Annotated in this window: 23 protein-coding genes and 1 other RNA gene; 21 read left to right on the top strand and 3 right to left on the bottom strand. The window is 42.8% G+C overall.

Annotated features, from left to right (window positions below):
• Window positions 1–338: 338 nt before the first annotated feature.
• The 13 genes from rsmH (at window position 339) to pepC (ending at window position 14,045) form a co-directional block, all read left to right on the top strand.
• Window positions 339–1,289, top strand: coding sequence for a 16S rRNA (cytosine(1402)-N(4))-methyltransferase RsmH (gene rsmH, locus FJR71_RS09675; protein WP_140814867.1), 951 nt, complete (start codon window positions 339–341; stop codon window positions 1,287–1,289).
• 12 nt (window positions 1,290–1,301) lie between these two features.
• Window positions 1,302–1,637: a cell division protein FtsL gene (gene ftsL / locus FJR71_RS09670; RefSeq protein WP_006596866.1), complete on the top strand. Its 336-nt coding sequence runs from the start codon at window positions 1,302–1,304 to the stop codon at window positions 1,635–1,637.
• A complete protein-coding gene (gene pbp2x, locus FJR71_RS09665) occupies window positions 1,630–3,915 on the top strand; it encodes a penicillin-binding protein PBP2X (RefSeq protein WP_140814864.1) in 2,286 nt (761 codons plus the stop codon). The genes ftsL and pbp2x overlap by 8 nt, the downstream gene beginning before the upstream one ends.
• A 1-nt stretch (window position 3,916) precedes the next feature.
• Window positions 3,917–4,918: a phospho-N-acetylmuramoyl-pentapeptide-transferase gene (mraY, locus tag FJR71_RS09660; RefSeq protein ID WP_140814861.1), complete on the top strand. Its 1,002-nt coding sequence runs from the start codon at window positions 3,917–3,919 to the stop codon at window positions 4,916–4,918.
• A 126-nt stretch (window positions 4,919–5,044) separates the two neighbouring features.
• Window positions 5,045–6,388: a DEAD/DEAH box helicase gene (locus tag FJR71_RS09655; protein WP_140814859.1), complete on the top strand. Its 1,344-nt coding sequence runs from the start codon at window positions 5,045–5,047 to the stop codon at window positions 6,386–6,388.
• A 224-nt stretch (window positions 6,389–6,612) separates the two neighbouring features.
• Window positions 6,613–7,419 (top strand): amino acid ABC transporter permease, encoded by an 807-nt coding sequence (locus FJR71_RS09650; protein ID WP_140814857.1) that lies wholly within the window; start codon window positions 6,613–6,615, stop codon window positions 7,417–7,419.
• Complete coding sequence (locus FJR71_RS09645) at window positions 7,416–8,159, top strand: amino acid ABC transporter ATP-binding protein (RefSeq protein WP_140814855.1); 744 nt, start codon at window positions 7,416–7,418, stop codon at window positions 8,157–8,159. The genes FJR71_RS09650 and FJR71_RS09645 overlap by 4 nt, the downstream gene beginning before the upstream one ends.
• A 191-nt stretch (window positions 8,160–8,350) precedes the next feature.
• The gene (locus FJR71_RS09640; protein WP_023022322.1) at window positions 8,351–8,578 is read left to right on the top strand and encodes a DUF4059 family protein; all 228 of its coding nucleotides are present in this window, start codon (window positions 8,351–8,353) and stop codon (window positions 8,576–8,578) included.
• A gap of 58 nt (window positions 8,579–8,636) precedes the next feature.
• Window positions 8,637–9,551, top strand: coding sequence for a thioredoxin-disulfide reductase (trxB, locus tag FJR71_RS09635; RefSeq protein ID WP_140814852.1), 915 nt, complete (start codon window positions 8,637–8,639; stop codon window positions 9,549–9,551).
• Between the two features lie 201 nt (window positions 9,552–9,752).
• Window positions 9,753–11,210 (top strand): nicotinate phosphoribosyltransferase, encoded by a 1,458-nt coding sequence (locus FJR71_RS09630; protein WP_140814850.1) that lies wholly within the window; start codon window positions 9,753–9,755, stop codon window positions 11,208–11,210.
• On the top strand, window positions 11,207–12,034 hold the full coding sequence (gene nadE / locus FJR71_RS09625; protein ID WP_140814848.1) for an ammonia-dependent NAD(+) synthetase: 828 nt from the start codon (window positions 11,207–11,209) through the stop codon (window positions 12,032–12,034). The genes FJR71_RS09630 and nadE overlap by 4 nt, the downstream gene beginning before the upstream one ends.
• A gap of 53 nt (window positions 12,035–12,087) precedes the next feature.
• Entirely contained in the window at window positions 12,088–12,639 is a 552-nt protein-coding gene (locus FJR71_RS09620; RefSeq protein WP_140814846.1) for a GNAT family N-acetyltransferase, read from the top strand.
• A gap of 68 nt (window positions 12,640–12,707) precedes the next feature.
• On the top strand, window positions 12,708–14,045 hold the full coding sequence (gene pepC, locus FJR71_RS09615; protein WP_140814843.1) for an aminopeptidase C: 1,338 nt from the start codon (window positions 12,708–12,710) through the stop codon (window positions 14,043–14,045).
• A 61-nt stretch (window positions 14,046–14,106) separates the two neighbouring features.
• Here the strand turns inward: pepC and pbp1a are convergent, their stop codons facing one another.
• Window positions 14,107–16,230, bottom strand: coding sequence for a penicillin-binding protein PBP1A (gene pbp1a, locus FJR71_RS09610; RefSeq protein WP_140814841.1), 2,124 nt, complete (start codon window positions 16,228–16,230; stop codon window positions 14,107–14,109).
• Window positions 16,231–16,824, bottom strand: coding sequence for a Holliday junction resolvase RecU (gene recU / locus FJR71_RS09605; protein WP_140814838.1), 594 nt, complete (start codon window positions 16,822–16,824; stop codon window positions 16,231–16,233).
• A gap of 66 nt (window positions 16,825–16,890) precedes the next feature.
• Between recU and FJR71_RS09600 the strand changes: the two genes are divergently transcribed.
• The 5 genes from FJR71_RS09600 (at window position 16,891) to FJR71_RS09580 (ending at window position 20,893) form a co-directional block, all read left to right on the top strand.
• Window positions 16,891–17,418: an SLOG family protein gene (locus FJR71_RS09600; protein ID WP_140814923.1), complete on the top strand. Its 528-nt coding sequence runs from the start codon at window positions 16,891–16,893 to the stop codon at window positions 17,416–17,418.
• 69 nt (window positions 17,419–17,487) lie between these two features.
• Window positions 17,488–17,832 (top strand): cell division regulator GpsB, encoded by a 345-nt coding sequence (gpsB, locus tag FJR71_RS09595; RefSeq protein WP_006597079.1) that lies wholly within the window; start codon window positions 17,488–17,490, stop codon window positions 17,830–17,832.
• Between the two features lie 22 nt (window positions 17,833–17,854).
• Window positions 17,855–18,220, top strand: an RNA gene (gene rnpB / locus FJR71_RS09590) — RNase P RNA component class B.
• Between the two features lie 64 nt (window positions 18,221–18,284).
• Complete coding sequence (locus FJR71_RS09585; protein ID WP_048789441.1) at window positions 18,285–19,457, top strand: THUMP domain-containing class I SAM-dependent RNA methyltransferase; 1,173 nt, start codon at window positions 18,285–18,287, stop codon at window positions 19,455–19,457.
• Window positions 19,454–20,893, top strand: coding sequence for a cell division site-positioning protein MapZ family protein (locus tag FJR71_RS09580; RefSeq protein ID WP_140814836.1), 1,440 nt, complete (start codon window positions 19,454–19,456; stop codon window positions 20,891–20,893). Before FJR71_RS09585 ends, FJR71_RS09580 begins: the two co-directional genes overlap by 4 nt.
• 43 nt (window positions 20,894–20,936) lie before the next feature.
• Here FJR71_RS09580 and FJR71_RS09575 read toward each other — a convergent pair whose 3' ends face one another.
• Window positions 20,937–21,419 carry an S-ribosylhomocysteine lyase gene (locus FJR71_RS09575; protein WP_006596848.1) on the bottom strand — a complete coding sequence of 161 codons (483 nt, stop codon included), beginning with the start codon at window positions 21,417–21,419 and terminating at the stop codon, window positions 20,937–20,939.
• A 270-nt stretch (window positions 21,420–21,689) separates the two neighbouring features.
• Here FJR71_RS09575 and FJR71_RS09570 point away from each other — a divergent pair, with 270 nt between their 5' ends.
• From FJR71_RS09570 to rpoZ, 3 genes are all read left to right on the top strand, one after another.
• Window positions 21,690–23,297, top strand: a complete 1,608-nt coding sequence (locus tag FJR71_RS09570) for a ribonuclease Y (protein WP_125329912.1) — start codon at window positions 21,690–21,692, stop codon at window positions 23,295–23,297.
• A gap of 210 nt (window positions 23,298–23,507) precedes the next feature.
• Window positions 23,508–24,137 carry a guanylate kinase gene (gmk, locus tag FJR71_RS09565; protein ID WP_006596846.1) on the top strand — a complete coding sequence of 210 codons (630 nt, stop codon included), beginning with the start codon at window positions 23,508–23,510 and terminating at the stop codon, window positions 24,135–24,137.
• 28 nt (window positions 24,138–24,165) lie between these two features.
• Complete coding sequence (rpoZ, locus tag FJR71_RS09560; RefSeq protein ID WP_006596845.1) at window positions 24,166–24,480, top strand: DNA-directed RNA polymerase subunit omega; 315 nt, start codon at window positions 24,166–24,168, stop codon at window positions 24,478–24,480.
• The last annotated feature ends 22 nt before the right edge of the window (window positions 24,481–24,502 follow it).

Genomic DNA, 24,502 nt, shown 5'->3' with positions numbered 1-24,502 from the left:
GGCTACTCTGACTCCTCATCTCTATTTTTGTAGTTTTTCCATTGATTTTTAAATATCCAAATGGAGACGGCAAGAACAAAGGTAGCTGTCCAAAAAATCCAAGGGACAGGAGTTCGTAGGAAAAAGTAAACTGCAATAAGATCGGCCACTAGCAGGCCAAGGAGAAGGTATTTCTTATCTTTCATAGAGTTATTGTATCACAATTTGTTTCTCTAGGTCTATTGGTTGATAGAATGAGGTTTTTAAAGAATAGGAACTTTTTATCCCGAAACAGTGTGTGGATAGAGGAAAGAATCTCAAGTGCATCCTGATCAGATTTGTGGTAAAATAGATAGGATATGAGTAAAGAATTTCATCATGTAACGGTCTTGCTCCATGAAACGATTGATATGCTGGATATAAAGCCAGATGGAATCTATGTGGATGCCACATTAGGCGGAGCCGGCCATAGCGAATATTTATTAAGTCAATTAAGTGAAAAAGGACATTTATATGCCTTTGACCAGGATCAGCATGCGATTGATAATGCGGAGAAACGATTGGCTCCTTACGTTGAAAAAGGCATGGTAACCTTCATCAAAGACAATTTCCGGAATCTTCAAGCGCGTCTCCAAGAATTGGGAGTCAGTGAAATTGATGGCATTTGTTATGACTTGGGAGTTTCTAGTCCCCAGTTAGATGAGCGGTCTCGCGGTTTTTCTTATAAAAAAGATGCTCCCTTGGACATGCGGATGAATCAAGAAGCCTCTTTAACGGCTTATGACGTGGTCAACAACTATGATTACTACGATCTAGTCCGAATCTTTTTCAAGTATGGAGAAGATAAATTCTCTAAACAAATTGCTAGAAAGATCGAACAGGCGCGTGCTGTCAAACCTATTGAAACGACGACAGAATTAGCAGAGATTATTAAGTCGGCAAAACCAGCCAAGGAACTAAAGAAAAAGGGACATCCAGCCAAACAAATTTTTCAGGCTATTCGGATCGAAGTCAATGATGAATTGGGAGCGGCGGATGAATCAATCCAGCAGGCTATGGATTTGTTGGCAGTTGGTGGTCGTATTTCAGTCATTACCTTTCATTCCTTGGAAGATCGTTTGACCAAGCAATTGTTTAAAGAGGCTTCTACAGTAGAAGTACCGAAGGGCTTGCCCTTTATCCCAGAGGACTTAAAACCAAAAATGGAATTAGTTTCTCGAAAACCAATTCTTCCAAGCCAAGAAGAGTTAGAAAATAACAACCGAGCTCATTCTGCAAAATTGCGGGTTGCTCAAAAAATTCATAAGTAAGAGGAAATGAACATGGCAGATCAACCATTACGATCTCGTGGCAGTCAATTGCAAGATCGTATTCGTCGCTTTACCAGAGTAGAGAAAGCCTTTTATGGCTCGATTGTCCTAACAGGGATTATCCTTGCTGTCAGTATTATTTTTATGCAGACGCGGATTCTACAAGTACAAAGTGATTTGACAAACCTCAATACAGAACTAAAAACAAAAGAGACTGAACTAGAAGATATCCGGCAAGAAGTCAATGAGTTGACTCGCTATGAACGCTTGTCTAAGTTAGCTAGTTCTCAGGGGATGACCCTCCAAAAAGAAAATCGAAAAGTGGTGAGTTCAAGTAGCGATGAGTAAATTAAAAAAGAAAATCATTCGTTATTCCCTTAAAAAAAGGAAACTTCCAGACCAAAATCGTCGGCAAGTAGCTAAGAATTTAAGTTTGCTTTCCATTCTTGTTTTCTTCATTTTTCTCATTAATTTTGCAGTTATTATAGGCACAGATAGCAAATTTGGAAAAAATTTATCTGAGTTATCGCATCAAGTCCATCAGAAAACCGAGATTGTTCCAGCCAAACGAGGAACAATTTATGATCGAAATGGAGCTGTCATTGCTGAAGATGCGACGACTTATAATGTTTATGCTATCATCGACAAAACTTATAAATCAGCAAAAGGTGAAGTTTTATACGTTGAAGAAAGCCAATACAACCAAGTAGCGGACGTTTTTAATCGTTATTTGGGGATGGAAAAAGATTATGTCGTCCAACAACTGTCTCAAAAGAAGCTCAACCAAGTTTCTTTTGGTGCGGCGGGGAACGATATCAGCTATAGCAATATGGATGCTATCCGGAGTGAACTAGAAGCTGCCAACATTAAAGGTGTTGATTTTACGACGAGTCCAAATCGGAGTTATAAAAATGGGACCTTTGCCTCTCAATTTATCGGTCAAGCTCAATTGGTAGAAGATAAAGAAGGCAATAAAACCCTGCAGGGAACAACGGGAATAGAAAAATCCTTGGATCGGATCCTGGGTGGTCAGGATGGAGTGGTGACCTATGAAAAGGATCGTAACGGAAATATTGTACCGGGATCAGACAAGGTTGCCGTGAAGACCGAAGATGGAAAGGATGTTTACACAACCATTTCTGCGGAACTTCAAACCTATCTCGAAACCAGAATGGATGTATTCCAAGAAAAGGTAAAAGGCAAATTTGTTAATGCGACCCTAGTGAGTGCCAAAACAGGGGAAATCCTTGCGACAACGCAACGGCCAACCTATAATGCAGATACCAAAGAAGGCTTGGATATTAAGAATCTGAGAACTTGGAATACGATTCTTTACCAGGATCAGTACGAACCAGGATCGACTATGAAGGTCATGACCTTGGCTGCGGCGATTGATCATGGAACCTTCCCAGCCTATAATGAGGTATACTACAGTAACGAACTACAAGTAAAAGATGCAACGATCCGTGACTGGGATGTCAATATGGGACTGTCTGAAGGTCGCTATATGAATATTGCCCAAGGTTTTGCCTATTCAAGTAACATTGGGATGACCAAGCTTGAACAGAAGATGGGCAATAATGTCTGGATGAATTACCTCAAACTCTTTAAGTTCGGACTTCCTACACGTTTTGGAATGGGGGACGAAGGTTTTGGAGGCCTACCAGGTGATAACTATGTCACTCAAGCCATGTCTTCCTTCGGTCAAGGGATTTCGGTGACCCAAACGCAGATGTTGCGTGCATTTTCTGCCATTGCAAATGATGGGGAAATGTTGGAGCCTAAATTTATCAGTGCGATCTACGACGGCAAGCATGAAACTGCTCGTAAATCACAAAGAGAGATTGTCGGAAATCCAGTACCCGCTTCAGTTGCCCAACAGACCCGTAATTACATGATTACGGTAGGGACTGATCCTCAATTTGGTACCCTCTATTCATCGGATGGTCCCATTATCCAAGTAGCTGGACAAAATGTTGCTGTTAAATCAGGGACAGCCCAAATTGCGACAGCTAATGGCTACTTGGAAGGCGAAAATGATAATATCTACTCGATTGTTGTCATGACACCTGCTGAAGACCCAGATTTTATTATGTATGTGACAGTTCAACAGCCTGAAGTCAGCTTTAGTCCAAAGAGCTGGCAAGAACTGGTCAATCCAGTCTTGGAAGATGCGGTTGCTTTGAAGGATGAGTTGAATCTAGTAACGGAAACCAAGGCCTTGGATGGGGTCACCAAAGAGGCCACCTATAAGATGCCGTCGGCAGAATCCTTGTCGAAAGAATTGAAGTTGAAGCAGACCATCAGCCCAGGTGGCTTCGCAGATGAACTGCGGCGCAATCTGATCCAGCCGGTCGTCCTAGGTACTGGAAAAAATATTAAAAAGATGTCTGTTTCAGCAGGAACGAAATTAAAAGCAAATGAGCAAGTGTTATTGTTGACAGATGATTTGGATTCAGTTCCGGATATGTACGGCTGGACCAAGAAAAATGTTGATAAATTTGCAGAATGGACGGGCATTGAGATCACCTATAAAGGGGAAGGTTCTCGTGTGAGCAAACAAAACGTCAAAGTAGAAACTGCTTTAAAGAAGACGAAGAAAATAACAATTACATTAGGAGATTGATATGTTACTTGCTACCCTAGTAGTATCATTTATACTGACGGTTATTGGCATTCCTGCCTTCATCCGTTTCTATCAACGAGCCCATATTTCAGGGCAACAAATGCACGAAGATGTGAAGCAACACCAAGCCAAGGCGGGTACTCCTACCATGGGTGGAGTGGTCTTCTTGATCACTTCAGTCTTTGTCACCCTCGTCTTTAGCTTCCTAACCGGAAACTTTACGCGCCCTGTCCAATTGATCCTCTTTATTTTGGTCTTGTATGGAATCGTTGGTTTCTTGGATGACTTTTTGAAAGTTTTCCGTAAGATTAATGAAGGGTTAAATCCCAAGCAAAAATTAGCCCTGCAATTGGTGGGAGGAATCATTTTCTATCTCTTCTCTGAACGTCATGGAGCTGGTAGTCTTCTCAATGTCTTTGGTTGGGATGTCTATTTGGGACATTTCTACATTGTCTTTGCCTTGTTCTGGTTGGTTGGTTTTTCAAATGCAGTCAACTTAACGGACGGGATTGATGGCTTGGCAAGTATTTCGGTAACCATCAGCTTGATCGCTTATTCCATCATCGCTGTTTGGCAAAGACGAATCGATATCCTTTTTGTGACCATCAGTATGATTGGAGCTCTATTAGGTTTCTTCGTCTACAACCACAAGCCGGCCAAGATTTTCATGGGAGATGTTGGAAGTCTAGCCCTAGGTGGGATGCTTGCAACTCTATCCATGGCTCTCCACGTAGAGTGGACCTTGCTCTTGATTGGGATTGTCTACGTCTTTGAGACTAGCTCGGTCATGCTCCAAGTGTCCTATTTCAAATGGACCAAGAAACGGACAGGAGAAGGGCGCCGGATTTTCCGCATGACGCCTTTCCATCATCATTTAGAATTGGGTGGTTTATCTGGGAATGGACCTAAATGGTCTGAGTGGAAGGTCGATGCCTTTCTTTGGAGCGTCGGTGCAGGAATGAGTGCCTTGACTCTCTTGATCTACTTTTTGACCAATTCATAAGTCGTGAATCATAAAAGGTTGGGATGCTATCTCAACCTTTTTCGCTGGCTAGGAATTGCTGTCCAAAAGAAGAGCGGGAAGAGGACTTTTTTGATATAATAGTAGAGATGATGAAAGGATAAGAGAATGAAATTTACAGATTTTAAGTTTAAGGACTATATCCAAGAGGCCTTAAAAGAGATTAATTTTATCGAAGCCACAGAAGTTCAAGAAAAGCTGATACCGATTGTTTTAGCAGGCCGTGATCTGGTCGGTGAATCTAAAACAGGATCAGGGAAGACCCATACTTTCCTCTTGCCAATTTTTCAAACCTTAAATGAGGATAGTAGCCATGTCGAAGTGGTCATTACTGCGCCTAGTCGGGAATTGGCCACACAGATTTACCAAGCGGCTCGTCAGATTGCTAGCCACTGTGAAAAAGAAATTCGGATTGCTAACTATGTCGGCGGAACTGATAAAGCTCGTCAGATTGATAAGCTCCAAGTGGCGCAACCCCATATCGTGATCGGGACACCAGGGCGCATCTATGATTTGGTTGCTTCTGGAGATTTAGCCATTCATAGGGCCCATACTTTTGTGGTCGATGAAGCTGATATGACTCTCGATATGGGCTTTTTGACGACGGTAGATAAGATTGCATCTAGTCTTCCCAAGAAACTTCAGTTTTTAGTCTTCTCAGCGACGATTCCGCAAAAGTTGCAACCCTTTTTGAAAAAATACCTGTCTAACCCTGTCATGGAGCAGATTAAAACCAAAACGGTGATTTCAGATACCATTGATAACTGGTTGGTATCGACAAAAGGGCGCGATAAGAATGAGCAAGTCTATCAACTAACCCAGGCTCTTCAACCTTATCTAGCTATGATTTTTGTGAATACCAAGGATAGAGCAGACGACTTGCATGCTTTTCTAGTAGAGAAGGGGCTTAAGGTCGCTAAAATCCATGGAGGGGTTCCTCCGCGGGAGCGCAAGCGCATCATGAACCAAGTCAAAAACCTGGATTTTGAATATATCGTGGCGACGGACTTGGCAGCGCGTGGTATTGATATTGAAGGAGTCAGTCATGTCATCAACGATGCCATTCCACAAGACTTGTCCTTCTTTGTCCACCGTGTCGGACGGACTGGTCGAAATGGCCTTCCTGGTACAGCCATCACCCTCTATCAACCGAGTGATGATTCAGACATTAGAGAGCTTGAAAAATTGGGGATTCAATTTGTACCCAAGGTCTTAAAGGCCGGAGCTATCGAGGATACCTATGACCGGGATCGTCGGGCTAATCGCGAAAAACGCCAAGAGAAACTTGATATTGAGATGATCGGCTTGGTCAAGAAGAAAAAGAAAAAAATCAAACCAGGCTACAAGAAAAAAATCAAATGGGCCGTGGACGAGAAACGTCGGAAAGCTAAGCGAGCTGAGAACCGAGCTCGAGGTCGGGCAGAAAGAAAGGCGAAACGCCAAACCTTTTAGTGATAAAGAAATTTAAAGATTTCCATAAAAATTAACTATTTGGTCGCTGATTTATTTTGTGATAGACTATCTATAGATAGTCTATTTTTTTGCTCCTAAGGGAGAGTGTTGCTTGCTAGTGCATGATACCTTGAGCATGATTTACGAACAATCAATAGCAAAACTCAGCATTTTAGCTGTAAATATGATAGAATGATTCATTATCTAGGGAGAAAGTAACGAAGATGTTTACAACTACTTATCTGGCGTCTGGTTGGTATGAACAGTTTTTAAAATGGATACCAGAGGGAGAAATCTTTAACCTACGCGTCGTTTTTGAAGCTATTCCCGGAATTTTAAAAGAGCTTCCAAATACGATTTTGTTAACCTTAGCAGGAGCCTTTTTTGGTTTATTGCTAGCCCTATTGTTTGCCATTGTCAAAATCAATCGGGTAAAAATTCTCTACCCTATTCAAGCCTTGTTTGTGAGTTTTCTAAGAGGGACACCGATTTTGGTCCAGTTGATGCTGACCTATTATGGAATTCCGCTCCTATTGAAAGCCATTAACCAACAATATGGTACAACCTTTAATATCAACGATGTGCCGGCCCATTTATTTGTCATTGTGGCCTTTGCCTTCAATGAGGCGGCCTATGCCAGTGAGACCATTCGGGCAGCGATTTTGTCTGTTGATGCGGGTGAAATCGAAGCAGCGAAGAGTCTCGGGATGACCAATACTCAAGTCTATCGACGGATTATCATTCCAAATGCAGCAGTGGTGGCGACACCGACCTTGATCAACTCTTTAATCGGTTTGACCAAGGGGACTTCTCTAGCCTTTTATGCAGGTGTTTTGGAAATCTTTGCCCAAGCCAAGATTATGTCGGGGAATGACAGTCGCTACTTTGAGCGCTTTATCTCTGTTTCATTGATTTACTGGGTTATCAATATTTTGATTGAACAATTGGGTCGCTGGATCGAACAGGTCCTCTCTATCAAAGATCCACAAGTCGTAACCCAAACCTTGCAAGAGGAGGAAAGAGCAGCATGATTCGGATTTCACAATTATCAAAATCCTTTTCAGGTCAAGTGGTCCTAGACCATCTTGATTTAGAAATTCAAAAAGGGGAAGTTGTTGCCTTGATTGGTTCTTCTGGAGCTGGTAAATCAACCTTCTTGAGAAGCTTGAACTATTTGGAAGCTCCAGATAGTGGGAGTATTGAGATCAATGGGGAGAAGGTAGACTTTGAAACGATCAGTAAGGACGAGATCCTAACCCTTCGAAGAAAGTTAGCCATGGTCTTTCAACAATTCAATCTCTTCAGTCGCAAGACAGCTCTGGATAATGTTAAGGAAGGATTGGTAGTCGTTAAAGGCTTATCCGACCAGGAAGCAACCGAGATTGCCAAAGAAGAACTCGCAAAAGTCGGTTTGTCGGACCGTGAAAACCATTACCCTCGCCATTTATCAGGGGGGCAGAAACAACGGGTGGCCTTGGCGCGTGCCCTAGCGATGAAGCCTGAAGTCCTCTTGTTGGATGAACCAACCTCAGCCCTTGATCCAGAATTGGTCGGAGAGGTAGAAAAAGCCATCGAAGCCGCAGCTCAAGCAGGGCAAACCATGATTTTGGTTAGCCATGATATGAGCTTTGTTTCTCAGGTGGCAGATAAGGTTTTGTTCCTTGATAAGGGAAAAATTATTGAAACTGGGACACCAGAAGAAATCATGAATGCCCCTAAAGAAGAGCGGACAAAAGAATTCTTTGCTAGTTACAAACGAACATTTGTTTGATATAATATATAAGAGCTCGAGTCTGGAACGCGATGTTTCAGACTCGGATTTTTCTTTGAGTAGGTGCCTCAGGAGAAGATGATTAGTAGTCTACTTTTCCGCATAGATAGGTGTTTTAGGTTGACCAACTGTTAACGAAACGAAGTGGCATCTCGTCCCCTCATTCCGATTTTGGATACTAAGGAGATCTTATGTTAAACCAATTGCTATCTCTCTATATTGAGAGCTTAATCATCACTTCAGTTGGGGTGTTTGCTGCTTCAGCTGTTTGGATAGGCTTGCGAGCGGCTCGTAAGACGGATAAAACAGCTAAGGAACGCCAGTTACACCTCTATGATATTTTATTAATTGATATTATGACAATTCCAGTCCTTACCTTTGCAGTCATTGGAGTTCTGTTTATTCTTCGAGCAAGATAATTGCAAAATGGTTCAATTGGAGTTAGAATCAAGATAGTTACAACAAAAGGAGAAGCTTATGTATGATACACTGATTATCGGCGCAGGCCCAGCTGGAATGACTGCTGCCTTGTATGCAGCCCGTAGCAATCTCAAGGTTGCCTTGTTAGAAGCAGGAATTCCTGGCGGACAGATGAACAACACGTCCGATATCGAGAATTATCCAGGCTATGCTAATATCAGTGGACCTGAATTGGCAGAAAAAATGTTCGAGCCTTTAGAAGCACTAGGTGTGGAACACTTGTTCGGCAGAGCCGAAAACATTGTTGATCAAGGAAGCTACAAGGAAATTACGACAGATGATGGCCTCCTTCAAGCCAAAACCCTTATTATTGCGACAGGTTCCAACCATCGTTTGTTGGGAGTTCCAGGTGAAGAAGAATTGAATAGTCGTGGGGTTTCTTATTGTGCCGTCTGTGATGGGGCCTTCTTCCGTGATGAAGACCTCATGGTTGTTGGTGGAGGGGACTCAGCGGTTGAAGAGGCAATCTTCCTGACTCAGTTTGCTAAGTCTGTTACCATTGTTCACCGCCGCGATGCCCTACGTGCCCAAAAAGTTCTTCAAGACCGGGCTTTTGCCAATGAAAAGATTCACTTTGCTTGGAATACAGTGGTCGAAGAGATCAAAGGGGACAACCGTGTGACTAGCCTGATCTTAAAAGATGTAAAAACCGGTCAGGTTCGCGAGCAAGCAGCAGGTGGTGTCTTCATCTATGTGGGCTTGGATCCTGTCAGTGATTTTGCCAAAGACCTCGGTATTCTAGACGATCAGGGTTGGGTGATTACAGATGATCACATGAAGACCTCCGTGCCGGGTGTCTTTGCGGTTGGAGATGTCCGTCAAAAAGATCTTCGCCAGGTCACCACAGCTGTTGGGGACGGCGCTGTCGCAGGTCAAGAAGCCTATAAATATATTACTGAACACGAAGAATAAGAGAGAAGAAAGGGATATTCGTCTGATGGAAAGAGACGGATAGCCCTTCTTTTTTACGATGAAAAATGAGGCTTAGCCCGGATTAAACTCATGTGGTCCTGCTTAAAATATGCTATAATGTGTTTAAAATTATTTTGGACTGTGCCAGTTGACGGAGCGTGACTGGTGCCACGACGTAAGAAAAAAGAAGAGGGATCAAAAATGTACCCAGATGATAGTTTAACTCTCCACACTGATTTGTACCAAATCAATATGATGCAGGTTTACTTTGAGCAAGGCATCCACAATAAAAAGGCAGTATTCGAGGCCTACTTCCGCCAGCAACCTTTTAAAAATGGCTATGCCGTCTTTGCGGGTCTTGAACGCCTTGTCAACTATTTGAAGAATCTACGTTTTTCTGAGTCAGATATTGCCTACTTAGAATCCTTGGGCTATGAAGGAGCCTTCCTAGACTACTTGAAAAATTTCAAAATGGAATTGACCGTTCGTTCTGCCAAAGAAGGGGACCTGGTCTTTGCCAATGAGCCGATTGTCCAAGTAGAAGGACCGCTTGCCCAGTGTCAACTGGTCGAAACAGCCCTCCTCAATATTGTTAATTTCCAAACCTTGATCGCCACAAAAGCAGCTCGGATTAAGTCTGTTATTGAGGACGAACCGTTGATGGAGTTCGGAACTCGCAGGGCGCAAGAAATGGATGCGGCCATTTGGGGAACCCGTGCAGCCGTTATTGGAGGTGCTAGTGGGACCAGTAACGTTCGTGCAGGAAAACTCTTTGATATTCCAGTTCTTGGGACCCATGCCCATGCCTTGGTGCAGGTCTATGGCGATGATTACAAAGCTTTTAAGGCCTATGCTGAGACTCATCGCAACTGTGTCTTCCTAGTGGATACCTATGATACGCTACGCATCGGAGTTCCAGCTGCTATTCAGGTGGCGCGCGAGATGGGAGATCGTATCAACTTCCTAGGCGTGCGGATTGATTCTGGAGATATTGCCTACATCTCGAAAAAAGTTCGCCAGCAGTTGGATGAAGCTGGTTTCACAGAAGCGAAGATCTATGCCTCAAATGATTTGGATGAAAACACTATCCTCAACTTGAAGATGCAAAAGGCTAAGATTGATGTCTGGGGTGTTGGAACCAAGCTGATCACAGCCTATGACCAACCAGCCCTCGGAGCAGTCTATAAGATTGTGGCTATCGAAGACGAAAATGGCCAAATGCGGAATACCATCAAGCTGTCTAATAATGCTGAGAAGGTCTCAACTCCAGGGAAGAAGCAAGTTTGGCGGATTACCAGTCGGGAAAAAGGCAAATCTGAAGGGGATTACATTACTTATGATGGAGTAGATGTCAATGAACTGACAGAAATCAAGATGTTCCATCCGACCTATACCTATATCAAGAAGACAGTTCGTGATTTTGATGCCATCCCGCTCTTGGTCGATATTTTCAAAGATGGGAAACTAGTCTACGAATTGCCAGCTTTGATGGATATCCAAGCCTATGCTCGGAAGGAATTTGACAAGCTCTGGGATGAGTACAAACGTGTCCTCAATCCACAACATTACCCAGTGGACTTGGCCAAGGATGTATGGCAAGATAAGATGGACCTCATTGATCAAATGCGTCAGAAAGCCTTGGGAGGTGAAGAAGAATGAGCCTACAAGAAGACATTATTGCCCAATTAGGGGTCAAGCCGGTCATTGATCCTCAAGAAGAGATTCGCCGGTCCATTGATTTTTTGAAGGACTACCTGCAAAAACATCCTTTTCTAAAGACCTTTGTCTTAGGAATTTCAGGAGGTCAGGACTCGACCCTAGCGGGTCGCCTGGCTCAATTAGCCATGGAGGAAATGCGGGCAGAGACTGGAGATGCTAGTTATCAGTTTGTTGCTGTCCGCTTGCCTTACGGTGTCCAAGCAGATGAAGCAGATGCCCAAAAGGCCTTGGTCTTCATCCAGCCAGACATTAGCCTGGTCGTGAACATCAAGGAATCGGTCGATACCATGGAGCGTGCTGTCGAAGCGACAGGAACAGATGTCTCAGATTTTAACAAGGGCAATATCAAGGCACGGAGTCGGATGATTGCTCAGTACGCCCTAGCAGGTGCCTATAGCGGAGCCGTCATTGGGACGGACCATGCGGCCGAAAATATCACTGGTTTCTTTACCAAGTTTGGAGATGGCGGAGCCGATATCCTTCCTCTCTACCGCCTTAATAAGCGCCAAGGCAAGCAGTTGCTTCAGGCACTGGGAGCTGATCCTGCCTTGTATGAGAAGGTACCGATTGCAGATTTGGAAGAAGAAAAGCCAGGTATCGCTGACGAAGTAGCTCTTGGGGTGACCTATGCAGAAATTGATGACTACCTAGAAGGGAAATCAGTTAGCCCAGAAGCTCAAGCAACTATTGAAAACTGGTGGCACAAAGGCCAACACAAACGTCATCTACCGATTACGGTATTTGATACCTTCTGGCGTTCATAGGAAAGAAAAGTCGGTTGAGCCGACTTTTTTAAAACAGGATAGGAGGAAAGAGGATGAGGAAATTAGGTTCTATTGAACTGAGGACCAACCATCTATTATTAAGACGCTTTGTTGTAGAGGATGCAAAGGCAATGTTTGAAAATTGGGCGTCTGATACAGATAATCTTAAATATGTGACTTGGGATCCCCATCCAAATCCTCAAGTGACTCAAGCTTCGATCGAAAGATGGCTCCTTCATTACCAAGAGGAAAACACCTACAAATGGGCGATTTGCAAGAAAGATGATCCCGTACAGGTGATAGGTGATATCAGTGTCGTTTCTCAGGATCCACAAAAAGAACTGTGTGAAGTCGGCTATATTCTAGGGAAGAAGTTTTGGGGTCAAGGTCTGATGACAGAAGCCCTCCAGGCTGTTTTACACTTTTTGTTGATAGAGGTGGGATTCAAGGAAGTTCAGGCCAAATATGTCAGTTTGAACCCTGCTTCAGGAAGGGTAATGGCAAAAGCTGGGATGCAATATCTAGCTACTCTCCCAAATGCTGTTGCCAGAAAAGGCTATGTCGGAGATCAAATCATCTACACGATCCGTTCTTCTGACCTTTAAAACAATTTTTACTTGAAGATTTTAGACAATGGTCTATAATGGTAAGTAGCTTTACAAAGGAGAATCTTATGTCAGAATTAACACAAGAATTTACAGATCAACTTTATACAAATTACCAAGCAAATGTGAAATTTGCGGCTCTCGAAAATGCTATCACCCACAATGGGATTCATGCAGCTTTGGAGACACGCAAAAGTGCAGTAGAAAACACACCCGTCTTTTCTCTTGATTTAACCAAGGACAAGGTGACGGACCAGAAAGCTTCTGGTCGTTGCTGGATGTTTGCGGCTCTGAACACCTTCCGTCATAAAATGATTTCGAGCTTCCAATTAGAGGATTTTGAGTTGTCTCAAGCACACACTTTCTTTTGGGACAAGTACGAAAAATCCAACTGGTTCTTGGAACAAATCATTGCGACAGCGGATCAGGATTTAACCAGCCGCAAGGTGGCCTTCCTCCTTCAAACTCCTCAACAAGATGGTGGTCAATGGGATATGGTCGTTTCCCTCTTTGAAAAATATGGGGTCGTACCCAAGTCTGTCTATCCAGAATCCATCTCATCTAGCAATAGCCGAGAGCTCAATACCTACTTAAATAAATTATTGCGCCAAGATGCTCAGATCCTTCGCGAATTACTTGCGACTGGAGCAGATAAAGCAACGGTTCAAAGCAAGAAAGAAGAACTCCTCCAAGAAATCTTTAATTTCTTGGCCATGTCACTTGGCTTGCCCCCTCGTACATTTAGTTTCTCTTATCGCGATAAGGACAATAATTTCTACACAGAGTCTGGCTTGACACCTCAAAGCTTTTACAAAAAATATGTGGATCTTCAGTTGGAGGACTACGTTTCTGTTATCAATGCGCCTACGGCAGACAAGCCTTATGGCCAGTCTTACACAGTAGAGATGCTGGGGAATGTGGTCGGTAGCCGTGAAGTACGCTACCTCAACGTTCCGATGGAGCGCTTGAAAGAATTGGCCATTGCCCAAATGAAAGCTGGGGAAACTGTTTGGTTTGGATCGGATGTCGGCCAAGTCAGCAACCGCAAAGCTGGAATCCTGGCAACAGATGTCTATGACTTTGAAGCGGGAATGGATATCCAGCTGACTCAAGATAAGGCAGGGCGTTTGGATTATGCAGAAAGTCTCATGACCCATGCTATGGTCTTGACTGGTGTGGATCTGGATGAAGCTGGACTCCCTCTCAAATGGAAGGTTGAAAATTCTTGGGGAGACAAAGTTGGAACAGATGGATACTTTGTTGCTTCTGACGCCTGGATGGACGAATACACCTACCAAATCGTTGTCCGCAAGGAACTGTTAACAGCGAAAGAATTGGCTGCTTATGAGGCAGAGCCAATCGTCTTGGCTCCATGGGATCCGATGGGTGCCTTGGCTTTTAAATAAGATACATAAAAAACACGATTGGTTAAGAACAATCGTGTTTTATTAATATAGTGTGGTCTAATTAGTGATTTTGCTCATTCTCTTTAGAAGATGATTCTGTGTGTTCAGAATTCTCTTCTGAGTTAGATGAACTAGAACTTGAACTATCTTCTGTTGCGTCAGTGCTTGGTTCGACACTTGGCTCATAATAGTAATTGTAGTTATTGTAGTTATTCTTACCATTATTGAGATATAGGTAAGAACCGCTACGGTATACACCACTTGGTTGGGTCCAATCAGTGCTACCTGATCCGTTTTGCTCATACAAATACAACATCATTTGTTTGTAGACATCTGTTGCGACTTTGCTTCCATCATCCAGTACGGGAGTCAAGCGATTGGTGTACCCTGTCCAAACAGCCATAGAATATTGCGTGGTGTAACCCACAAACGATTCATCAGGTGTCACAATGCTTGAGTAACTGTAGTCTTTGGTTAGTTTTTTTAATTCGTTGTCGGCATAGTTAGAGGTACCTGTTTTACCAGCGTGATAAAGACCAGAGATATTTGCATTGTATCCTAAACCAGCTGTGATAACTGATTTCAACATATCTGTCATCATGTAAGCTGTGGCTTCTTTCATCACTCGTGTTCCAGAGGTATCGAAGTTCTTCGTTGTACCATCGCTAAAGACAACCCGATTCACATATTGTGGCTTGTAATAGGTACCGCCATTTGCGAAGGTTGCATAAGCAGCGGCCATTTTCTCACTGCTAGCCCCGTATTTGTTGCTAGAGTCGCTGGTATTACTTGAGATGGCATTTGCATATACCATTTCTGGATAATCGATTCCGATGCTGCTCAAGAATTTCTGAGCCTTCTTCAAACCAACTTTTTCAAGGGCCCGGACCGCAGTAACGTTACGGGATTGTTGGAGAGCATAGACCATGCTGATATTGCCATAGTATTGTCTATCCCAGTTATTAATTTGCGTATTTGTACCAGGGAAGTTGTAAGGTGTATCAGGAATGGTTACTCCAGTGGAGTTATACTCTTCATATTCAATTGCGGGAGCATAATCTGAGATAGGTTTCATTGTAGATCCCCAATCTCGGTTCGTTTCGACAGCTTGGTTGGTACCGAAGGATACATTAGATGATTGATGACGGGATCCCAACTGAGCAATGACTTTTCCGTTTGTCACGTCGATGATAGTAGAAGCAACTTGCAACTCATTATCTGGATAATTGACATATTCGTCAGAGTTGTATATATCCCACAGACGTTTTTGAGCTGCGGTATCGACGTTGGTGTAGACATCCATACCAGTTGTCAAGACATTGTACCCTGTCTCTTCTTCGACTTGTTGGATGACTTCTTTGAGGTAGTTATCCATATAAGCAGGATAGTTGCTAGAGCCGGTTAGACTTTGCAAGCCATCGGTAACAGGTGTATTGACGGCACTTTCGTACTGCTCGTTTGTAATGGACTTCATATCCAACATTTCTTTAAGAACCAGATTACGGCGTTGGAGAGCAGCTTCCGGATTGGTATAAGGGTCGTATTGGTTGGGTGCCTGAGGCATTCCAGCCAATAGGGCTACTTGTGGAAGAGAAAGATCCTTTAAGTCTTTTGCATAGTAGCTACGAGCAGCTGTTTGCATCCCGTAGTTTCCGTTAGACATGTAAACTTTGTTGATGTAGTAGGTCAAAATCTCTTGTTTGGTTGCTTTTTGTTCCAATTGAGTAGCAAGCCAAGCTTCTTGGATTTTCCGAGATAAGGTTTGGTCGGCCGAAGAAGTAGAGAAGTAAGTGAGCTTGATCAACTGCTGTGTGAGAGTAGATCCTCCTTGGCGCCCTCCTCGGAGGTTGCTGAAGAAGGCTCCCCCGATACGAATAAAGTCTATCCCTCTGTGGTTGAAAAAGCGATGGTCTTCAATCGCCACAATCGCGTTGACCAAGTCGGTTGGGATTTCATTTGTTTTTACATTAATTCGTTTTTCAGCACCCAAGTCTGCAATCAGATTGTTTTGATTGTCATAGATTTTACTGGATGTCGTTGCGACCAGGTCTTTCTCAGAAAGAGTTGGTGCTTTTGCAGCATAATATCCAAATACCAATCCACCCAGGATAAGTAAAAGGAAAAATAAGGAAATAGCTGCAATCGCCGCATATTTTAACCACTGGATAACTGTTTGTTTGTTCATTTAATTACCGCCTAGTAGATTCTGTTCGATAATATCGAGATAAGGGACGCTTGGAAGGCGATCTGTCTCGATACGATAACCATTTTCCTGTATAAAGGTCAAGGGCATAGATTTACTGCCGTGATCGATGTTGTAAAAGTCGATTAAGGAAGGAGCGGGCAGTAGATATGTCTCATTGAGCTTTGCAAAATGCAAGAGCACAAAACAAATTCCTCCCTGTTGAAGGACTGCAGCCATGTGATCAATCTGGTGCTGATGAAAGTTTTTCATCGGCATGGCTTGTTTTTGCTGGGTCTCTTTTGCTTCAAAATCAATGTAGTGTCCTTTATAAACACCAGAATAGTCTGTGGTAGATGCCTGGCGAAAATAAGCTTCCACAATCTTTGCCCGACTGCGATGAGGATAGTCCACCTTTACAATCTGGATGGGTGTCGGCTTTTTATGAATCACCGCTAGCCCTCTAGAAAGGTAGTACTGATTGCTCTCATTAATCATTTTTTCAAATGTCATCCCTCGATTGGCAAAATTCACACTTTGCTTCCTCTGGACGGGCGAAGAAGATTTCTTGCTAAGTTTGTGAGGATAGTTGACCATAATTCTCCTTATTGGTACAATTACATCACTCTATTATATCACAAAATGAAGAAGGAAGGGGAAATAATGAATAGTTTACTGATTACAGGTTATAAGGCATTTGAATTGGGAATTCTGACAGCTAAGGACCCCCGACTTCCAATAATTAAAGAAGCGATTCGTAGGGATTTAGTCCGTTTTTTGGAAGAGGGAGTCAAGTGGTTGATTTTTACAGGGAATTTAGGTTTTGAAGCTTGGGTTTTAGAGGTTGCTCAGGAATTAAAAAAAGAATACGAGATACAGTTGGCCACAATTTTTATGTTTGAAAATCAAGGAGAAAACTGGAATGGGGCCAATCAAGATGTCCTCAGTCGCTTTAAACAGGTTAATTTTGTCAAATATGCCTATCCCTCTTATAGCCAGCCAGGTCAATTCAAAGAATACAATACGTTTTTGTTAGAAAATACAGATGGTGCCTATTTATTTTACGATCCAGAACATGAAACAAATCTCAAATATCTTTACAAAATGATGCTAGAAAAGGATCAGTATCATGTCAAAAGATTAAACTTTGATGACTTAAATGAAGTGGAAGAAAAAATTTACGAAAAATAAGTGGTTTACCTTGATTTTTGCTCCTTATTTTTTATATAATGATTATGATTAACTAGAACGGAGAGAATGATGGCAAGTATTATTTTTACTGCGAAAGATATTTTTGATCAAGATTTCAAAAAAGAAGTTCGTGGATTTAGTAAAGTTGAGGTAAATGAGTTTTTGGATGATGTCATCAAAGACTATGAAACCTATGCTGCCTTAGTGAAGGAATTGAAAGAAGAAAATGCTCGGCTCCGTGAAGAATTAGCGAAGAAAACGAGCCAAGCAACTCCGAGTCCATCAGTTCCTGAATCTGCTCCAAAGCATGAGTTTCCTCAGGTCACTACTACGACAAACTTCGATATTTTGAAACGCTTAAATCGTCTTGAAAAAGAAGTCTTCGGGAAACAAGTCGTAGATCGTGATTTTTAAGACATAAAAGATGAATCGTGCAATTTTTGGATAATCGCGTGAGAGCTTTCTCTCATGAGGAAAGTCCATGCTAGCACAGGCTGTGATGCCTGTAGTGTTTGTGCTAGGTGAATCCATAAGCCTAGGGACTTGATCTTCAAGTTACGGCGAGCGAACGGGCTAAGTCTTAGGATAAGTTCTACTAGCTCTGAAAGTGCCACAGTGACGTAGTTTTTAGGGAAACCTAAAAAGTGGAACGCGGTAAACCCCTCAAGCTAGCAACCCAAACTTTGGTCGGGGCATGGGATGCATGGAAACGAACATAGCATTCTGACTGGAAACAGTAGACAGATGATTATCGAAGGAAATGGTACCTAGTCATTTCTGGAACAAAACATGGCTTATAGAAAATTGCATATAGGTGGTGAGGGGGAGAGAAATCTCAACCTCCTTTTTTAAACAATGAGGAACAAATGAAAAAACAATTTGAATTAATTGCGACAGCTGCTGCTGGATTAGAAGCAGTGGTTGGGCGTGAATTACGAGAGCTCGGCTACGATTGCCAAGTGGAAAATGGACGAGTCCGTTTCAAAGGCGATGTTCGTGCAATCATCGAAACCAATCTTTGGTTGCGGGCTGCAGACCGAATCAAGATCGTCGTAGGATCCTTTCCTGCCCGTACCTTTGAAGAACTCTTTCAAGGAGTTTTTGCCTTGGATTGGGACCAATACCTCCCTTTAGGAGCGCGTTTCCCTATCTCCAAAGCAAAATGTGTCAAATCCAAACTGCATAACGAACCGAGTGTACAAGCGATTTCGAAAAAGGCAGTTGTCAAAAAGTTGCAAAAACACTATGCCCGACCAGAAGGTGTTCCTCTAATAGAAAATGGAGCAGAGTTCAAGATCGAAGTATCGATCCTTAAAGACCAAGCTACTGTCCTGATTGACACGACTGGTAGTAGCCTCTTCAAACGTGGTTATCGGACGGAAAAAGGGGGAGCTCCTATTAAGGAAAATATGGCGGCAGCCATTCTTCAACTTTCCAATTGGTACCCAGACAAGCCCTTGGTTGATCCGACTTGTGGATCAGGAACCTTCTGTATCGAAGCAGCGATGATGGCTCGCCAGATAGCACCGGGCTTGAGACGGACTTTCTCGTTTGAAGAGTGGAATTGGATCGACAATCGTCTGATTCAAGAAGTTCGCACAGAGGCTAGTAAAAAAATCAATCGGGACCTTGTCCTAGACATCATGGGAACCGATATTGATGCGCGGATGGTTGAGATTGCCAAAGAAAATGCTCAAAAAGCGGGTGTTGCGAGCGACATCACCTTTAAGCAAATGCGGGTGCAAGATCTGCGTTCAGATAAGATTAATGGGGTCATTATCTCCAATCCACCGTATGGTGAACGCTTATCCGATGATGCAGGGGTGACAAAATTGTACGCTGAAATGGGAGAGGTCTTTGAGCCCTTGAAGACTTGGAGCAAATTTATCCTGACCAGCGATGAAAACTTTGAAAAGAAGTTTGGGCGACAAGCGGATAAAAAAAGAAAATTATATAACGGAACCTTAAAGGTTGACTTGTATCAGTTCTTTGGGGAGCGGGTACGTCGACAAGCGACTAGTGAGAAAGGAAACATATGACAAAAGAAGATAAACAGCAGTTGGGCCAAGAGGCAGAGTCAGTTCTTGATTTTAAGGACGCCAAAGAGATGACGATTGGCCAAGCAAACCGCAAAGCTGAAGAAATCGAAGCAGGGGTCAAGGAAACAGATAATGTCCTCGATAAATACATCAAACAGCACCGTGACGAAATCGAAGCTCATAAGTTTGATACCATCGTCATGAAGAAGGAAATGTTGGCTGAGGCAGAGGAAGCAGCCACTGTGGATGCGGCGGACCCGATTCCAAGTGAAGAGCCAGTGAAGGAAGTAGCACCGGCTGAAGTAGGTCAAAAAGAAGGCGCGTCTACTCGCATTCCAGATCCAATTCCTGGGGAACGCCCTGCAAAAATTAAGTTTGGTCCAGAGCCAACAGAACCATATGTGGATGAAGAAATTGAGATTCCTGAAGAACCGAAAAAGAGCCGGGTAAAACCAATTCTGTTTTCAGTTTTAGCTCTGACAGCAGTTGCTACGGCTAGTTGGTTGTCTTATCAATGGATCCGTAACCAGTCTAAAGGGGAAACGACAGTGGTCTCTTCTACTAGCTCATCTAGCAAGAAGTCCTCTAGTTCTTCTGCCTCAACGAGTGCGAATACAGAGACTTTGCTGAAGGATTTTAACGATCAGTATGCAGCTTTCTTTACAGATGACACGCAGACGAAGCTGAAAAATGATTCTTTTGGTAATTTGGAAAAACTAAAAGCCAGTTTAGAAAAATTGAAAGACACCAAAGAATACGATGCGGCCAAAAGTAAATACGATGAATTGGTGAAGCAGGTTTCTGCTATTCAAACAGTAAACTCTCAGTTTACCAGCCCAGTTATTAAGGATGGGGCCATTGATACTAAGGCGCAGGTAAAGAGTGATGCAGTCTTTTCAGATGCGTCAACAGCTAATACACAGTTGAACCAATTGTTGAAGGATGCTGCAGCTCAAGGACGATCACAACAAGTTGCCACTCCAGCACCTGTGACAGATGGTGGAGGCAGTGCTACCGGCGGAAGTGCAGCTTCTTCTGGAACGGTTACCAGTCCAGCTCCTACACCAGCCCCAGCTACTGAAGGCAACACGATAGGCGGAGTGAACCCAGGCTATTCTGGCTTTGGTCTTCAAAGTACTGGTGTGCCACTTCAACGAAACTTGAGCCGGGTGCCATACAATCAGGCGGCACTAGACGATGTAAACAATCCTGCATGGACCTTTAACCCTGGTATCTTGGAGAAGATTCTGAAGATTGCTCGGGAACGTGGCCATATCGTTGGAGATCAATACATCTTGGAGCGCGTGAATATCATCAATGGCAATGGTTATTATAACCTCTTTAAGCCAGATGGAACTTATTTATTTAGTATCAATGCTAAAACAGGCTACTTTGTCGGAAACGGAAAAGGCCATTCCGATGCATTGGATTATTAAGAATTAAAAAAGACTTCTCTTTGAAAGAGAAGTCTTTTGTTTTTTATACGATATGGCGTGTGAATGGATCGTCAGAAATACCTTGTTCTAGAATCAATTTGCACCACTCTTTGGCAGAAAAGAGGCTGTGATCTTTATAGTTTCCGCAAGATTCAATCGTCGTTCCTGGGACGTCTTCCCAGCTTGTTGCTTCAGCAATTTCCTCTAAAGAAGATTTAATCACTTGTGCAATGGTTTTTGGATCGTGCTGACCCCACATAATCATATGAAATCCAGTACGACACCCAAATGGGGAACAATCGATCATCCCATCAATGCGCTTACGGATCAACATAGCTAATAGGTGCTCAATCGTATGTAAACCAGCAGTCGGGATAGAGTCTTCATTTGGTTGAACCAAGCGGATATCATAGTTTGAGATAACATCTCCCTTTGGTCCAGTTTCCTCTCCGATTAGGCGGACGTAAGGGGCTTTTACAGCAGTGTGGTCTAGTTCAAAACTTTCCACAATAACTTCTTTCGTCATGTATCTTCCTCAATTTCTTTTTTCTTGATTATAGCACAATTGGCGCTGGAAGAAAACACAAGAGAAGAGAGAGGCAAGTAGCCGTTGAAATAAGATTCAGAAGCTTGTTTTTAGGGTGTTTTCCCGTTAGAATCAAGGGAAAGAAGCATTAGAATAATAGCAGAAATAGATTAGTTTTCGCTAGAAAATTTGTTTGTTAATTTTGTAAAAATATGATAAAATAATAAAGAATTTTTTAATTCAACTATTCATTAGATTAGGGGTAAAAACATGGAATTTGGAATTGCAATTGTTTTTGCCGCAATCATTGGTTTAGTCATTGGATATGTAGGGATCTCAGTCAAGATGAAAGCATCGAAAGAGGCTGCAGAACTTACTCTTTTAAATGCTGAACAAGAAGCAACGAATTTACGTGGACAGGCTGAGCGCGAAGCTGATTTGATTTTGAAAGAAGCTAAGCACGAGTCTAGTTCACTTAAAAAAGAAGCACTTTTGGAGGCAAAGGAAGAAGCCAGAAAATATCGAGAAGAAGTCGATGCTGAGTTTAAGTCAGAGCGTCAAGAATTAAAACAATTAGAAACCCGCTTGGCGGAACGTTCAAATAATCTTGATCGCAAAGATGACAATCTTACGAGCAAAGAGCAAGCTCTTGAACAAAAAGAGCAAAGTCTTTCAGATAGAACTAAACACATTGATGCGCGTGAAGAACAATTACATGAGCTAGAAAAGAAGAAAGAAGAAGAATTAGAAAAAATTGCTTCTCTGACTCAATCGGAAGCACGTGATATTATCTTAACGCAAACAGAAGAACGACTCTCCAAAGAGATTGCGACTCGAATTCGAGAAGCAGAAGTGGAAGTAAAAGAACGTTCAGATAAAGTTGCAAAAGATATCCTGGTTCAAGCCATGCAACGGATGGCTGGGGATTTTGTGGCAGAACAGACCAACTCAACGGTTCATTTACCAGATGATGGAATGAAGGGTCGGATTATTGGTCGCGAAGGTCGAAATATCCGAACCTTCGAAAGCTTGACAGGTGTGGATGTGATTATTGACGACACACCAGAAGTAGTCACCTTGTCTGGATTTGATCCGATTCGTCGGGAAATCGCACGAATGACCATGGAAAGTCTCTTGAAAGATGGTCGCATCCATCCAGCTCGGATTGAAGAGTTGGTAGAGAAGAACCGTTTGGAAATTGACCAACGGATTCGTGAATATGGTGAAGCAGCAGCCTATGAAATTGGCGCACCAAATCTACATCCTGATTTGATGAAGATTATGGGACGCTTGCAATTCAGAACTTCTTATGGACAGAACGTCTTGCGTCACTCCATTGAGGTTGCTAAGTTATCTGGTATTATTGCGAGTGAGCTTGGTGAAAATGCTACCTTGGCTCGTCGAGCTGGTTTCCTTCATGATATTGGTAAAGCCATCGACCGCGAGGTAGAAGGTAGCCACGTAGAAATTGGTACTGAATTAGCTCGTAAATACAAAGAGCATCCAGTTGTTGTCAATACGATTGCCAGTCACCATGGTGATGTTGAACCAGAAAGTGTCATTGCAGTCATTGTCGCAGCAGCAGATGCCTTGAGTGCGGCGCGTCCAGGTGCTCGGAGCGAGTCTCTCGAAAGTTACATCAAACGCCTGCAAGATCTTGAAGAAATTGCAAATGGCTTTGAGGGAGTTAAGACCAGCTTTGCCTTGCAAGCAGGTCGTGAAATTCGAATTATGGTCAGCCCTGAAGAAGTCAAGGATGATAAGTTGACCATCTTGGCTCATGATATCCGTGAGAAGATTGAGTCCAACTTGGAGTACCCTGGTAACATCAAGGTAACCGTTATTCGTGAATTACGTGCCATTGATTATGCAAAATAGAGCTTGTTAAAAGCCATATATAAAAGATAGTCAGCGAAGGTGGAACAACCTTAGTTGGCTATTTTTTTGTGAGTCGTGTTAAAAATGGGTTAGCACAGATGAGATGGTTCATTGGTAGAGAAGTGGTTAGGGCCTTGCCTCAAGGAAAAATCTGTTGAAAAATCTTTCTATTTTTGTTACACTAGATAGAAAGACAGCGAAGGAGATAAAATGGCGGATCGAGGATTATTAATCGTTTTCTCAGGGCCCTCAGGTGTTGGGAAAGGAACGGTTAGACGTGAGATTTTTGAAAGCTCAGATAATCAATTTCAATACTCAGTATCGATGACAACGCGTGCACAACGTCCAGGCGAAGTGGACGGAGTAGATTATTTCTTCCGGACACGTGAAGAATTTGAGGAGTTGATTCGTCAAGGTCAAATGCTCGAATATGCTGAATATGTTGGCAATTACTATGGGACTCCCTTGACCTATGTGAACGAAACCCTCGACAAAGGGATCGATGTCTTCCTTGAAATTGAAGTTCAAGGGGCTTTGCAGGTCAAGAAAAAGGTACCAGATGCCGTCTTCATTTTCCTGACTCCTCCGGATTTGGATGAGTTGCAAGATCGTTTGGTTGGACGTGGCACAGACAGTGCTGAAGTCATTGCCCAGCGGATCGAAAAAGCAAAAGAAGAAATTGCCCTCATGCGTGAGTACGATTATGCCATTGTCAACGATCAAGTACCTTTGGCTGCGGAACGTGTCAAACGTGTGATTGAGGCAGAACATTTCCGTGTTGATCGGGTCATTGGTCACTACCAAGAAATGCTTCCCAAAGCCACTCAAGTGGTTCGATAATTTAGAATAGGAATTAGGTAAAAAGATTATGATGTTAAAACCATCTATTGACACATTGTTGGATAAAGTACCGTCAAAATACTCTTTGGTTATTCTTGAAGCCAAACGAGCTCATGAGTTAGAGAGTGGTGCAACTCCTACTCAAGAATTTCAATCAGTAAAATCTACCTTGCGTGCCTTGGAAGAGATTGAATCAGGAAATGTGGTGATTCACCCAGATCCAGAAGCTAAGCGTGAAGCGGTTCGTCGTCGAATCGAAGCAGAACGCTTGCGTAAAGAAGAAGAAGAGCGTAAAATTAAAGAACAAATCGCGAAAGAAAAAGAAGATGGTGAAAAAATTTAAGGTTGGGTTCGCTCAATCTTAT

It is taken from the genome of Streptococcus xiaochunlingii, assembly GCF_006385805.1.
In the GTDB taxonomy this organism is placed as follows: Bacteria; Bacillota; Bacilli; order Lactobacillales; family Streptococcaceae; genus Streptococcus; species Streptococcus xiaochunlingii.
The sequence above is the reverse complement of the archived record's forward strand: the minus strand, read 5'-3'. Positions and strand labels throughout refer to the sequence as shown.